Source organism: Promicromonospora noduliphila, assembly GCF_056951025.1.
This window is the reverse complement of record NZ_CM167806.1, coordinates 5,759,948-5,773,736: the sequence shown is the minus strand read 5'-3', so window position 1 is coordinate 5,773,736 and position 13,789 is coordinate 5,759,948. Positions and strand designations below refer to the sequence as shown.

12 protein-coding genes and 1 tRNA gene are annotated in these 13,789 nt (G+C 71.2%); 9 read left to right on the top strand and 4 right to left on the bottom strand.

The window, feature by feature from the left end; all coding sequences use genetic code 11:
• Nucleotides 1-4: 4 nt before the first annotated feature.
• Nucleotides 5-304 carry a hypothetical protein gene (locus AC0QU1_RS25215; protein ID WP_483573369.1) on the top strand — a complete coding sequence of 100 codons (300 nt, stop codon included), beginning with the start codon at nucleotides 5-7 and terminating at the stop codon, nucleotides 302-304.
• A 30-nt stretch (nucleotides 305-334) separates the two neighbouring features.
• Here the strand turns inward: AC0QU1_RS25215 and AC0QU1_RS25210 are convergent, their stop codons facing one another.
• Entirely contained in the window at nucleotides 335-601 is a 267-nt protein-coding gene (locus AC0QU1_RS25210; RefSeq protein WP_483573367.1) for a helix-turn-helix domain-containing protein, read from the bottom strand.
• Nucleotides 602-778: 177 nt separating this feature from the next.
• Here AC0QU1_RS25210 and AC0QU1_RS25205 point away from each other — a divergent pair, with 177 nt between their 5' ends.
• From AC0QU1_RS25205 to AC0QU1_RS25190, 4 genes are all read left to right on the top strand, one after another.
• On the top strand, nucleotides 779-1,045 hold the full coding sequence (locus AC0QU1_RS25205) for a hypothetical protein (RefSeq protein ID WP_483573365.1): 267 nt from the start codon (nucleotides 779-781) through the stop codon (nucleotides 1,043-1,045).
• Nucleotides 1,042-2,454, top strand: coding sequence for an HAD family hydrolase (locus tag AC0QU1_RS25200; RefSeq protein ID WP_483573363.1), 1,413 nt, complete (start codon nucleotides 1,042-1,044; stop codon nucleotides 2,452-2,454). The genes AC0QU1_RS25205 and AC0QU1_RS25200 overlap by 4 nt, the downstream gene beginning before the upstream one ends.
• Complete coding sequence (locus AC0QU1_RS25195) at nucleotides 2,451-3,740, top strand: cytochrome P450 (protein WP_483573361.1); 1,290 nt, start codon at nucleotides 2,451-2,453, stop codon at nucleotides 3,738-3,740. Before AC0QU1_RS25200 ends, AC0QU1_RS25195 begins: the two co-directional genes overlap by 4 nt.
• Nucleotides 3,741-3,866: 126 nt before the next feature.
• Nucleotides 3,867-5,141 carry a cytochrome P450 family protein gene (locus tag AC0QU1_RS25190; protein ID WP_483573359.1) on the top strand — a complete coding sequence of 425 codons (1,275 nt, stop codon included), beginning with the start codon at nucleotides 3,867-3,869 and terminating at the stop codon, nucleotides 5,139-5,141.
• Between the two features lie 80 nt (nucleotides 5,142-5,221).
• Here AC0QU1_RS25190 and AC0QU1_RS25185 read toward each other — a convergent pair.
• A tRNA-Gly gene (locus AC0QU1_RS25185) sits at nucleotides 5,222-5,295 on the bottom strand.
• Between the two features lie 154 nt (nucleotides 5,296-5,449).
• On the opposite strand from AC0QU1_RS25185, the gene AC0QU1_RS25180 reads away from it, so the two are divergent.
• From AC0QU1_RS25180 to AC0QU1_RS25170, 3 genes are all read left to right on the top strand, one after another.
• Complete coding sequence (locus AC0QU1_RS25180; protein WP_483573357.1) at nucleotides 5,450-5,908, top strand: TM2 domain-containing protein; 459 nt, start codon at nucleotides 5,450-5,452, stop codon at nucleotides 5,906-5,908.
• A gap of 94 nt (nucleotides 5,909-6,002) precedes the next feature.
• Complete coding sequence (dcd, locus tag AC0QU1_RS25175) at nucleotides 6,003-6,578, top strand: dCTP deaminase (protein ID WP_483573355.1); 576 nt, start codon at nucleotides 6,003-6,005, stop codon at nucleotides 6,576-6,578.
• Between the two features lie 123 nt (nucleotides 6,579-6,701).
• Nucleotides 6,702-7,829 (top strand): hypothetical protein, encoded by a 1,128-nt coding sequence (locus tag AC0QU1_RS25170; protein ID WP_483573353.1) that lies wholly within the window; start codon nucleotides 6,702-6,704, stop codon nucleotides 7,827-7,829.
• Nucleotides 7,830-7,854: 25 nt separating this feature from the next.
• On the opposite strand, the gene AC0QU1_RS25165 is transcribed toward AC0QU1_RS25170, so the two are convergent.
• Complete coding sequence (locus AC0QU1_RS25165) at nucleotides 7,855-8,511, bottom strand: bacterial proteasome activator family protein (protein ID WP_483573351.1); 657 nt, start codon at nucleotides 8,509-8,511, stop codon at nucleotides 7,855-7,857.
• Between the two features lie 94 nt (nucleotides 8,512-8,605).
• Complete coding sequence (locus tag AC0QU1_RS25160) at nucleotides 8,606-9,583, bottom strand: NAD(P)H-quinone oxidoreductase (protein ID WP_483573349.1); 978 nt, start codon at nucleotides 9,581-9,583, stop codon at nucleotides 8,606-8,608.
• A gap of 141 nt (nucleotides 9,584-9,724) precedes the next feature.
• Between AC0QU1_RS25160 and AC0QU1_RS25155 the strand changes: the two genes are divergently transcribed.
• Nucleotides 9,725-13,780, top strand: a complete 4,056-nt coding sequence (locus tag AC0QU1_RS25155) for a HAMP domain-containing sensor histidine kinase (RefSeq protein ID WP_483573348.1) — start codon at nucleotides 9,725-9,727, stop codon at nucleotides 13,778-13,780.
• Nucleotides 13,781-13,789: the final 9 nt, after the last annotated feature.

The following is a 13,789-nucleotide window of genomic DNA, read 5'->3' as shown; positions in this document are numbered from 1 at the left end:
AGAGATGGCGACGATTTCGGGCAACCTGGCTGATTCGGCGGCGGGTGTGGCGGCGCTGCTGGCGGAGGTCGGGGACGCGCGGATCAAGTGGGTGGAGGTGTTCCGCGACCACCTGGTGGTCCACCCCGCACAACAGTCAGAAGGCGCCGCGATCGCCGCACAGCTAGGGATCACGGTGGCCACCGACTACCCGGCCACCACCCCCGGCTTCACCATGTGGACCGGACACTGGAACGGCATGGACATGTATGTCTACGGCGACCTACGCGGCACTGGTCGTCCCGTCCGGGCCTGGCCTGCATGAGCCGTCCTCCGACGGCGAGCTGTGCGCACGTCACGCGTCGGGGTCGGCGTTCATCCGGTCTCTGGCGCGTATCCAGAGTTTGACGACGTCGATGCGTAGTGCTTCGGCGAGCATCACGAGTGCCGTTACTGGGATGGGGCGCGTGGCGTCGAGGTAGTTCCTCAGCGTGGATACCGGGACGCCGGACTCGTCGGAGAGCTTGGCCACGGACATCCTCCTCACGCCGCGTTCTGCTTGCAGGGCGTCGCCCAGGGCGCGATTCCATGCCGCTGCTCGTGCTTTCCGGTCGGTGCTCACGGTCACATCATGCCCCATGTGTGGCTGAGATATGCCGGAATCGGACGAATGTGGTCCGCTGCGTGGCCAAAACGGGGCCGCTTGGGTGTGAGCGGTGCGGAAGGTTATAGGTATACACGGAGCCGAAATGGCTACGTCTGTGTTGACTCTAGCTACGTATGTAACTAGTGTCGCGGCGTGGATCACATCCGAGAGCGGTACGCCGCCGCGGTGCGGGGCCTGGCCGCGGAGCGTCTCAAGGACGCGCGGGACATCGCCGAGGTGCTCGGCTGCTCTCGTAGAGCGGCATGGCAGCGCTGGCGGGGCGAGAGGGACTACCTCGGTCTAGAGGTCGGGCTGCTGTTCGACGCGTGGGAGATCGACCCCGAGCTGCTCGAGCGTCGGGTTGGTGAAGCACCTGTCGTCGGAGTGGCGGCGGGGCGCGATGACGAGGTGGCGACATGAACGTAGACATGGCCGTGCGCATGGTCGCCCTGGACATCGACGGGACCCTGACCCCCGCCGGGCGGCGGACCGTGCCCGAGCCGACCGTGCGGGCCGTGGCGGGCGCGGCTGCGATCGGTCACCACATCGTGCTCGCCACCGGCCGGTCACTGGTCGGTGTCCTGCCGATCGCGCGGGCGCTGGATCTGGACGACGGGTGGGCGGTCGCGTCCAACGGCGCCGTCACCGTGCACCTGGACCCGGGGGCTCGTGGCGGATACGTCGTGGTCGAGGCACGCACGCTCGACGTCGAGCCGGTCGTGCGACTCGCGTGCCGCCTGATGCCTGGCGTGCAGGTCGGCGTCGAAGACGTCGGATGGGGGTACCTGGTCACCCGGCTGTTCGGTACCGACGAAGTCAACGGCGCACAGCGCCTCACGGGTGCGGTCGCGGAGCTGTGGGCGACGCGGTCACCCCGGGTGATCCTCGCCGGCCGCGGGGCCGCTGACACGCTCCTGGAGCCGATACGTGCCCTGGGGGTGACCGCGAACCCGGACGGCCCGGACTGGATCGATGTCACCCCGACGGGCGTGTCCAAGGCGACCGCGCTGGACGCGGTGCGCCGGCGTCTCAAGGTGGCGCCGTCGCACACGGTCGCCGTGGGCGACGGCATCAACGACCTGCCGATGCTCGCCTGGGCTGCCCGCGCCGTGGCGATGGGCCAAGCTCCCCCGGCCGTGCGTGAGGCCGCCCATGAGACCACCGGGTCCATCGACGAGGGCGGCGTGGTAGCTGTCCTGCGCTCCCTGACCCACCAGACCGAGCCACCGAGCTCGCCGGGCCTCGCCCTGGCGGACGTGGCCGGTGCTGCCGCTCTGGTGACGGTCATGGGCCCTGACCTGGAGGTTGCTGAGGTCCGGGTCGTGGCGACGCCCGTGGGGGATGACCCGCTCGACCATGCGGACCCCGTACCTGTCTGGGCCATCGGTCTGCAGATCACCACACCACAGCAGGAGTCTGCGCAGGATCTCGCGGCGATTCTCAAGCTCGAGCACCAGGACGGCGACCAAGAGGGGCCCGACTGGTCCGGTACTCCCTTCCCCGCGGTCACGACCCGCCCGCTGCACGTCGACCTGATCGTCGCCGACGAGGCGCCAGGGGGGACGATCGCGCTGAACCAGGTCTCCACCTTCCTCGACCTCTTGGCGGCCATCGACGAGGCCGAGGTCGCGGTCGTCCTGGTCCGCCTGCATGCCGGACCTGACGGTGACGAAGCCGAGATCTACACCGCCGACGCCGAGGGCGCCAAGACCCTGACGGCCGAGCTTGTCGGGATCAAGCTCCGGCCGCGGGTCGTCGTGCACGCGCGGTCTGCCGATCTTCCTGACCCGCACCCGTTTCCCGATCCGCAGAGGAGTCCTGCGCTATGACGACTGAGACGCCCCCCGAGATCTTCTCCCGTGACCCGTACCGCCTGACTGATGACAACTTCGCCGATATCGAGTGCGTGCGGTCCATGGGTGGTGTGGGCTGGGTCGAGCTGCCCGACGGTCTGCGTGCGGTCATGGTCACCGACGCCGCCGCGATCAGGCAGGTCGTGCTGCACACGGACGTGTCGCGTGACGGTGCCGCGCACTGGCCCGACCTGGCCACTCAGCCGGCCGACTCCGCCACGCTGCCGTGGGTCACCTCCGCAGGGGCGTTCAGCGCCCACGGCTCCGAGCATCGGCGGTTGAAGAAGCTGATGACGGCAGCGTTCACCAAGCGGCAGGTCGACAGGCTCAAGCCCGCGATCGAGGAGATCGTGGCCGGGGTTCTGGACGACATCACGGTGGACAACCCGGCTGACCTGCGTGATGCGTTCGCCCTGTACGGGTGGGACCCGGTGGACCTGGTCGCCTCGTTCTGCTTCCCGGTCCCGATCACGGTGATCGGCCGGATGCTCGGTGTGGACGAGGACCTGTTCCCGGCCTTGCGGTCCGGTGCGGACGCCCTGTTCGACACCAGCCTCAGCCCCCAGGAGCTCGGTGCGAGGTTTATGGGGCTGGTCGGCGCGATCCAGGAGCTGGTGGCGCGTAAGCGCGCCCGGCCGGACGAGAGCCTGACCAGCCGCTTGATCGAGGCCAACCAGGACGGTGACACCTACACCGCTGCCGAGCTGGCCGAGACGGTCCGAATCCTCATCGTGGGCGGGTACGAGACCACCGCGCACCTGCTGGCGCAGTGCATCGTCCTGCTGCTGACTCATCCGCAGCACCTGGACGCTGTGCTCGCGCTGGAGCCGGGCTCGCCCAAGGCACAGGAGGCGTGGCTAGCGGTCATCGACGAGACCATGCGGGTACGCAGCACGTCCAACGCCGTCCCCATGCGGTTCGCCGTGCGGGACCTGGTGATCGACGGGTTCGCCATCGCCCAGGGCACGCCGGTCCTGGTCGCGTTCGCCGGCGCCGGCCGCGACCCCAGGATCCACGACCGGCCCCACGTGTTCGACCCGAACCGCGCCACGAAGGACCACTACGGGTTCGGACTCGGCGTCCACCGTTGCCCCGGCTCCGAGCTGGCGCGCCTGGAGGCCCTGGTCGCGCTGCCCATGCTGTTCGGGCGCTACCGCCTGGCGCTGGTCGAGGACGTGGCTGACATCCCGCCCAACCCTGGGTTCATCACCAACGGCTACCAGCGCCTGCTGGTCACCCTCGACCCACCCCGCCCCCACTGAACCCCACAGGCCACGCACCCCCACCAGCCCGGCCCGCGCGCCGTGCGCGGGCCGGGCACCCCACTTCCTCCCTGAGCCGGTTCCTCCTTGAGCCCGGTTCCTCCTTGAGCTGAGAGAAGCCACGACGTGTCCACTGCCACCCGGCAGGAACCAGCCGTCCGTCTGGACGAGCTGACCGGCCTGACCCCGCTGTCCGCGACGACCACCACCCTGGACCCGGCCCCCGTCTACGAGAAGCTGCACGCGCAGTGGGGACCCATCGCCCCCGTCGAGCTCGAACCCGGCGTCAACGCCTGGCTGGTCACCGACCGGGAGCTGGCCTTGCTGGTCCTGAAGAACGAGCACACCTACTCCCGCGACGCCAAGCACTGGACCGCGCTGCAGGACGGGCGGGTATCAGCGGGCACCGCGGCGTTCTTCGCCCCACCCATGAGCGAGAACTCCTTCTACCGCGACGGCAAGGTCCGCGCCCGCCTCCGGCGGGCGGTCGACGATGCGTTCCAGGTCGTCGATCAGCACGCCCTGGCCGTGACCATGCGCACGGCCTGCGACACCATGCTGGCCCGCATCGCACCACAGGGCCAGGCTGACCTGGTCGCCGCCTACACCGCCGCCGTCCCCCAGCTCGGCGTCGCGGCCCTGTTCGACCTACCCGGGCACCTGGCCGACCGGCTCCTGGGCTACGCCACGGCCATCTTCGCCAACAACGCAAGCACCCCCGACGCCTTCAAGAGCCTCGTGGTGATGATGCAAGAACTGATCGAGCACCGCTTCAAGTACCCCGGCACCGACATGCTGTCCGCGCTCGTGCACCACCCCGTACGCCTGACCCCCCAAGAACTGGTCGCCACGGCCCAGATGGTGCAGTCGGCCGGTCACGCTGGGGCCGAAGCCTGGACCACGACCACGTTCCAGTACCTGCTGGGCAACGTCGAAGACGGGTACCGGGTCACCCGGGGCCGGCTCGGCGTCGACGAGGCCTTGGACAAGGTCCTGATCTACGACTCGCCCGTCTCGAAGGCACCCGCCCGGTTCGTCACCACCAACACCATCCTGGAGAGCGTGAGAAGCCCCGGCAGCGGGCGCACACTGCACACCGGCGACGCCGTCATCTGCGACGTGGCCCAGGTATCCCGATCCTCACACCGCGATGCCGACCCGATCTGGGACAGCACCAACCGCGACAGCCTGGCTTTCGGCGCCGGACCCCACCAATGCCCGGCCAAGACCCCCGCCCGCATCATCGTCAAGACCGCCGTCGAACGCGCCCTGATCCGCCTCCCCGCCCTCAAACTCGCCATCCCGCCCGACCACCTCGCCCACGGCGCCTCGCCATGGACCAGCTCCGCACCCGCCATGCCCGTCACCTACCAACCCACCAACCCAGGCGAATGGACCTGACCCGTGGACCCTGCTCGCCGCCGATCGGAAAAAACTCCGCCCCAGGTCAGGAACTATCCTCTGACCTGGGGCGGAGCCTGTGGAGCGGGTGACGGGAATCGAACCCGCGCTGTCAGCTTGGGAAGCTGAAGTTCTACCATTGAACTACACCCGCAACGTCCGGTTCTGTCCGGGTATCTGCCACTCGCGGAATCCCGCTAGGGTTCCGGAACGGCGCCCCTGAACCTGGCGCGCGACCCGATCATACCCAACCTCGCCCGGATGCCCGAACCGGGTTCCGCGCGAGTCGCCGAGCAGCCGGAGCAGCAGTGAGCGAGCACCCCAGCGAGAAGCCGACCGAGCCGATCTACCAGGAAACCAAGCCCCTGCCCCCGCGGCCGCCGAAGCCCCCGCAGCCGCCGCGCGAGACCCGGGCCATGCAGACGCCGAAGACCTCGGGCGGCGCCAGGACGCCGCAGGGCGGCCCGGCGAACTACCAGCAGCAGTACGACTACGACCGGCCCACCCCGCCGGTCGAGCACGTGCCGGGCCGCAAGTCCCGCATCACCGCCGGCCTGCTCGGGATCCTGCTGGGCGTGGTGGGTGCGCACCGGTTCTACCTGGGCTACCGGGGCCTGGGCTGGATCATGCTGCTCATCACCGTCGTGTCGCTCGGCCAGGCGTGGTTCGTGCCGGCCGTCTGGGGCGCCATCGAGGGCATCCTGTACCTGGTGATGCGCAAGGGCTACTGGTCGGTGGACGCGAAGCACCGGCCGCTGCAGTGGTGACCGGCGCCCGATGACGTCACGGCGTCGTCCCGTCCCGCCGTCGGCACGGGCGGACGGGGCGACGCCGCTCCGTTGTGCCCAGTACCGTGTCGGGGTGCTTCTTTCCGACCGTGACATCCGCGCCGAGCTCGAGGCCGGCCGCGTGGTCCTCGACCCGTACGAAGCGTCCATGCTGCAGCCGTCGAGCATCGACGTGCGCCTCGACAGGTTCTTCCGGCTGTTCGACAACCACAAGTACCCCTTCATCGATCCGGCAGCGGACCAGCCCGAGCTGACCCGCCTGGTGGAGGCGGAGAACGGCGACGCGTTCGTGCTCCACCCGGGCGAGTTCGTGCTGGGCAGCACGTACGAGGCCGTCACGTTGCCTGACGACGTCGCCGCCCGCCTCGAGGGCAAGTCCTCCCTCGGTCGCCTGGGCCTGCTGACGCACTCGACGGCCGGCTTCATCGACCCCGGGTTCAGCGGCCACGTGACGCTGGAGCTGAGCAACGTCGCGACGCTGCCGATCAAGCTCTGGCCCGGCATGAAGATCGGGCAGCTCTGCTTCTTCCGGCTGTCGTCGGCATCGGAGCATCCCTACGGGTCCGACCTGTACGGCTCGCGCTACCAGGGCCAGCGCGGCCCGACGGCGTCCCGCTCGGCGAAGAACTTCCACCGCACCACGGTGTGACGGCCGGACGGCGGCACGGCCCGGGTTTCGACGGGTGGTGGGCGCCGTGACCGGGGTGCGCCGGGCGGTAGGCTCCGGATGCCCGGCGCGGTCCGGGCAAACCCGGACGTAGAAGGGATCCCGATGGCCTCTCCCCAGCTCCCGCTCTTGCCGCGCACGGTCGCGCAGGCCCACCAGGCACGGCACGTGCTCACGGTGCCCGGTGATGTGGAGCTGGACGAGATAGAGGTCCTCGCGCTCTCCCGGTTCTCCGCCACCCGGTGGGACGTGGTTCCAGCGGGCATCCTGCCCGGCAACGTGGCGGGCGCCCCGCAGGGCCGCCGCGCGCAGGGCCGGGAGCCGGGCGTGCTGCGGGTCTCGCGGCACGCGGTGATCAACGGGCCGTACCAGCCGTCGGGCGACGGGTTCGACCTCGGCGTCCCGCCCGGCGCCGCGATGGCCTTCGACGTCGTCTGCCACCGCGAGCGGGGCGAGCCGCCGTTCCCCGCGGGCGACCGCGACGGCATCGGGCGGGCCTTCGCCGCGGGGATGCCCGAGCGCGAGGAGCGCCGGCTGGTCGAGTGGCTCGTCGCCGTCGCGCGCAGGCTGGGCGGCTCCCTCCGCCTCGACGTGGGCGGCCTGTGGGACGTGAAGACCGCCCCGGGCGGCCCGACGGCGAAGCCCGGCGCCGGCGTCGTGCTCACCCCGGACGCGGGCGCCGCCATCGACATGACCGTGTACTCGAACGTCTGGCTCGACCCGCAGGCCGCGTACACGATCCTGCACCAGGTCCACCCGCGCACCCGCCTGCACATGGACGGCAAGGAGTGGGACGGGCCGCCGGCCGGCATCGCCGACAAGCCGCTGTACCCGGGTGAGACCCTCGACCCCGAGCTGCGCAAGAAGCTGCACGCCGCCGCCGACGACTACGACATCAAGGCCCTCACCGGCCCGCGCGTCCTCGACGGGTACGGGCTGGTCGTCGAGCTCGGCGTCGACGGGCTCGTGTCGGTGGAGATCAGCGGCGAGGAGAAGCTGCCGCGCCTGCTCCGCGGTCTGCCATGGGCGGAGCAGGGCGCCGTGCGCTACTGGGTGCACTGGGAGCCGCACGACCTGGTGGAGTCGCAGCGGGAGTTTCCCGCCATGGAGCTGCGGGTCGCGCGCAAGCGCGCGGCCGAGCTGGTCGCCCGCCTCGCGAGCGTGATCCAGGACGCCGCGGGCGGCGAGGTCGCCGACGAGGACGGCTTCCTGGTGGACCCGGCCGACCTCTGAGCGCCCGGCTCAGAGGTCGCCCGAGTCAGAGGTACTGACCCGGGGTGCGGCGGTCACCGCTCGACTCGTCGTCCCGGCTGCCCGGCATGGTCGGCCCGCCCGGCCCACCCGGACCGGCCGGGCCGAAGGTTGCCGTACCGGGCGGCAGGGCACGCCGCATCTGCGAGAGCTGGGCCTGGGCCGCCATCTGCTGGGCCACGAGCGCGGTCTGGATGCCGTGGAACAGGCCCTCGAGCCAGCCCACGAGCTGCGCCTGCGCCACGCGGAGCTCGGCCTCCGACGGGGCGGAGTCGTCGGAGAACGGCAGGGTGATGCGGTGCAGCTCGTCGATCAGGTCGGGGGAGAGGCCGTCCTCGAGCTCGTGGATCGAGCGCTCGTGGATCTCGGCCAGCCGCGTGCGCGCGGCCTCGTCCAGCGGGGCGTCGCGCACCTCGTCGAGCAGCCGCTTGATCATGCCGCCGATGCGCATGACCTTTGCCGGCTCCTCGACCTGGCCCACCACGGCCTCCGCCTCGTCGACCTCACGTTCGTCACCCGAACCCTTGGCCTCGCGCTCCGGCGGCACCGCCGCGCCGTCGGGCGTCACCACCTGGGGGTGCACCGTAGGGGCACCGTCGCGCGGCCGGTCGTCGCGGTCGTCGGGTCGCTCGTCGGACTGGGGGTTGCCTCGCTCGTCGGTCATGGGTCCAGTCTTGCCCGAATCGGCTGTCGCCCGCATTGCATCCGATGGCCGGGAACGAAATTGTCGACCATGCCTATATATAGGCATGAGCTGATCACGGGACCAGGAGCACTTTGCCGAAGGCCTCGCCCGACTCCAGCAGCTCGTGCGCCGACTGCGCCTCCGAGAACGGGATGCGCGCATGGATCACCGGCCGCACCCGCCCGTCGGCGACCATCGGCCAGACGTGCCGCTCCACGTCGGCCACGATGCGCGCCTTCTCGTCCGCGGGCCGGGACCTGAGCAGCGTGCCCGTGACCGTGCCGTGCCGGGCCAGCAGCGCGCTGAGATCGAGCTCGCCCCGCCTGCCCCGCTGCATCCCGATGACCACCAGACGGCCGCCGCGGGCCAGGACGCGGACGTTGCCGTCGAGCCCGCCGCCACCCAGCAGGTCGAGCACCACGTCGGCGCCCCGGCCCTCCGTCGCCTTGTGCACCTCGTCCACGAAGTCCTGCTGCTGGTGGTCGATCACGAGGTCCGCCCCGAGCTCGGCGCACCGTGCCGTGCGCTCCGGCCCGCCGGCGGTCGTGGCCACGCGCGCGCCCAGCGCCCGGGCGACCTGGATCGCGAAGGTGCCGATTCCGCCGGACCCGCCGTGGACCAGCACCCACTCGCCGGCCCGCAGCCCGCCGACGTCGACCAGGTTGTTCCAGACCGTGCACGCCGCCTCGGGAAGCGCCGCCGCGTCGACCAGGTCGACGCCGTCGGGCACCGGGAGGACCTGCGTCTCGCGGATCGCCACCTCCTCCGCGTAACCGCCACCTTCGAGCAGCGCGGCGACGCGGTCTCCGACACGCCAGCGCGACACGCCGGATCCGACACGCGTCACAGTTCCGGATATCTCAAGACCTGGCCAGTCTGGGGCATTCGGCGGAGGGGAGTAGTATCCGGCGCGTTGTAGCAGGTCAGCGCGATTCACTCCGGCAGCGGCGACCGCGATCACCACGTCCCTTTGGCCAGCAATCGGGTGGTTCAGGGATGAAAGGGAGAGTTTCCCTGAGGGGCCCGGTCCGGATATCGTGACGGCTCGCACATCGATGAAGCCTACTTCCGTGTGGCCCGCGGTGGTCGCCAGCGGAAACCGGGTGCCGGTAACTTGTACGCAGCACCGAGGGATGTTCGGCGGGCACCACGCACGCCATCCCCTTCCGGACAGTGATGGAGAGAGGTACGCATGTTCCGCAGGTTGGGAGTGCGCGGGAAAGTTCTTGCGACTCTTGTCACGCCTGCCATCGTCCTGGTCATCGCGGCCGCGTACATCATCGGCCTGTCCGTGGTCGACGCGATGCGCGCCCAGCAGACGAGCGATCTCGTCGCCGCGCTGGAATACCAGGACATGGCCGGTACGACGTTCGCGCAGGAGCGGTCGCTCAACATCGTCGCGATGATCGACGACGGTGAATCCGGTGACCAGGCCCGTCTCGCCCTGCTCCAGGGCACGCCCAAGCTGAAGGACGGCAAGCCGGTCACGGACGACGCAGGCAACCCCGTGTGGGACGCTCCGGCGGCCCAGGCGCAGACGATCAGCGCCCTCGACCGGCGCGACGACGCGCTGCTGGACATCGACATCTCGATGCTGGACCAGCGCGTCAAGGACGCCGTCGCGCAGACCATCGAGGACCGCGCCGCCATCACGGACGTGCAGAAGAAGGTCGCGGAGGGCCGCCTCACCGAGCAGACGGCCACCGACGCGTACGGCACCTACATCGACGGCGCGCTCGAGGTGATGGACGCGATCGCCGACACGTCAGAGGACCGCGAGCTGGGTACCCGCCTCGAGGCGTACCACTCGATCGACCAGCTCATGCTGACGAACACCTACGAGCGCCCGGTGGTCGCGCTGACGCTCGCCATCGCCGCCCAGTCCCCCGAGGCGGCCAGGACCATGGCGCTGCGCGCCGCCGACCTGGTGAACCTGGGTGACCGCGAGTGGGACAGCACGCAGGACCTCTTCGACCGGATCCCCGGCGACTACCAGGTGCCCGGCATGGACGGCGTCTACGGCAGCGTCCGCGGCTACGTGGCACGCGGCGACCTGGCGTCCATCCAGCCCGCCGACGCCCAGGCGTTCCCCGACGAGTCCGCCAAGTGGGTCGAGGAGGGCCGCATCGTCCGTGACGCGGTCCGCGAGGACTCGGCGGCCTTCGCGCAGGAGCAGGCCGACATCGCGGCGAACCGCGCGTACCTCACCGGTGGCATCGCGATCGCGGCCCTCGGCTTCTCGATCATCACGGCGCTCGTCATCGCCCGCCGCCTGGTCTCCCCGCTGCGCCGCCTCACGCAGGCTGCCGGTGTGGTCCGTGACCGCCTCCCCACCCTGGTCGAGCAGGTGTCGGTGCCGGGGCAGGGGCCGAGCATCGACCTCGACCCGATCACCGTCGAGTCCTCGGACGAGATCGGCCAGCTCGCGGCCGCGTTCAACGACGTGAACCGCACCACCATCGACGTCGCCCGCGAGCAGGCGGCCCTCCGCGGCTCCATTGCCGAGATGTTCGTCAACGTGGCCCGCCGCGACCAGGTGCTCCTCAACCGGCAGCTCGCCTTCCTCGACGACCTCGAGCGTTCTGAGGAAGACCCGTCGACGCTGTCGAACCTGTTCCGCCTCGACCACCTTGCGACCCGGATGCGCCGCAACGCGGAGTCCCTCCTGGTCCTCGCGGGCATCGACTCCGGCCGTCGCGTGCGCCAGCCGATGCCGGTCTCCGACGTGATCCGCACCGCGTCGTCCGAGATCGAGCTGTACGACCGGGTGCGCCTGAACCTCGTCGTCGACCCGATGATGCTGGGCCACAACGCGCTGAACGCCGCGCACCTGCTGGCGGAGCTCCTGGAGAACGCGACGATGTTCTCCGAGCCGCACACGCCGGTGGAGGTCACCACGGCCCGCGACGAGCAGTTCGTCACGGTCATCGTGCGCGACCACGGCCTCGGGATGAATCCCGAGGAGATCGCGGAGGCGAACCGCAAGGTGCTCAGCCACGCCGCGTCGGACGCCGTGGGCGCCCAGCGCCTCGGCCTCTACGTGGTCGGCCGCCTGTCGGACCGCCTCGGCGCCCAGGTGACGTTCGGCACGGGCGAGGGCGGCACCGGCACCGAGGTGACGGTCCGCTTCCCCGCTGTGCTGTTCATGCCCGACAACGCGATGCCGCTGCCGATGCCGACCGACCCGCTGGAGGCCAACACGCAGGCGGCCGCCTCGCAGATGTCGGGCGGCCTGGCGACGGGTCCCGGCACGGGTGCGATGCGCAGCGCGGGCACGCCGACGACCTCGGTCCCCGCGCAGGGTGGCCTGCCGGTCCCGACGGGCACGTCGCAGGTCGCGGCGGCCGCGTTCGCGGCCCAGCCCGCTCCCACCGCGCAGCAGGTGGACATCAACGCCCTCACGGACGGCACGACGGCGCTCGGCCTGGCCCGGCGCCGCAGCTCGACGGCGGCGCAGCCGGTCGCCGAGACGACGCCGACCGGCTCGATCGTGCTGCCGGAGATCCCGACCCCGTCGCTCCCGCAGGAGTACAACGACGACAACGCGTGGGCGCCGCCGTCGAGCGTGTCCGCGGGCAGCTCCCTCCCGAGCCGTCAGCGTGCACCGCAGCAGGAGGAGCCGATCGCGCCGGTGTTCGAGGACACCACGCCGGCCGCCGTCGACGTGGACCAGCGCAGCGCGCTCTTCTCGAGCTTCCGCTCGCTCAACACGATGGATCCCGGCGACGGTGGCACGCAGTCGCTGCAGCTCGACCCGGTCACGCAGGACCCGGCCGCGCTGCCGGGGATGTCCGACACCGACGTGATGCGGTTCCCGGCGGCGAGCAGCGCTCCCGCGCCCGCCCCGGCCCGGAGCTTCGGCACCCCGGCGGAGAGCTTCGGCGGTTCCGGCCAGGGTGACGGGAACCAGACGCAGGGCTTCGGGGCGGAGGCCCCGCAGGGCCCCGACTCGTCGTTCGAGGCGCTGCCCGCGTTCGAGGAGCTCATGGCGGACCTCCCGAGCCGCCGCACGACCGGGACGGGCTCCCAGCAGGGCGGCAAGCCGGCCCAGCAGCGGCGCGGCCTGTTCGGGCGCCGGCCGGGCCAGCCCGCCACCGGCGAGCTGCGGGCCTACCAGGCGCAGGAGCGCCCGGTGTCGCGTCCGATCCAGGCCGTCGGCGGTGGTCCGGTCGCCGGTGTGCCGACCTTCGGCGCTCCGACCGTGCCCGCGCCGAACGTGCCCGCGCCGAACGTGCCCGCGCCGAACGTCGAGGTGCCGAGCTTCGAGTCGCCGAACTTCGAGACCCAGGGCTTCCAGCCGCTGAGCGGTCCGCCGCAGGGCAACCCCGCTCCGGTCACCGGCGTGCTCCCGGTCCAGGCTCCCGAGCCGCCGCTCGCCGCCGACCCGACGTACCAGCGCGGCTACCAGGAGGGCTACCAGAAGGCGGTCCAGGAGTCCCTGAACTCGTCGCTGCCGGGCAGCCCGGCGGGCGGCACGGTTCCGGTGCCCGTCGCGCAGGTCTCCGCGCCCGCCGCTCGACCGGCCACCACCCCTGGCACCAACCCCTTCGTGGACGCGGCACCTCGTGCGGCCGCGGCGGCAGCGGCCGCCGCGCCGGCACCCGCGCAGTCGCCGTCCTCGTTCGCCTCCGCCCCGGCCACCCAGGCCGTGCCCGTGGCGGTTCCGCAGCAGGCACCGCAGCAGTCCTTCGAGGCTCCGGTCCGGGAGTTCACCGAGCCGTACCCGACGGGTGCGGTGTACGACCCGTCGTACGGCTCGGGGGCACCGCTGGCCAAGCGGGCCGCCGGCACGGACGGCGACGGGAAGGACCCACTAGACCCCGAGTACGTGCGTGACTCGGTGGAGGCCCGGTCGGAGTGGACGGCCTCGGCCGTTCTCTACGAGGAGATGACGAGTCTGCTTCGTCGAGGGGCTTATCAGGAAGATGATGTGAAAGAGAGCGACTCGTACCGTCCGGCGACCGTCAGCACCGAGGTTGCCGGTGGTGGGCTGACCCGCCGCACTCGTGGTGCCTCGGGCACCGGGGCGGACCCCGCCGTCGAGCGGCTCTCTGCGCGCATCGACCGTGATCCTGAGCAGCTTCGCTCCCGTCTCTCGGCGTTCCAGTCGGCCACAGCCCGTGGCCGGTCGGAGTCGGTCGACGAGGGCAAGTCGGAGCACGAGAACGGCAAGAAGGGCGATGGGGACTCGACGTGGGCACCCTCGACCGTGAATCATGTCCCTGACTCAGCGCCGCAGTCGCGGTGACAAGCAAGC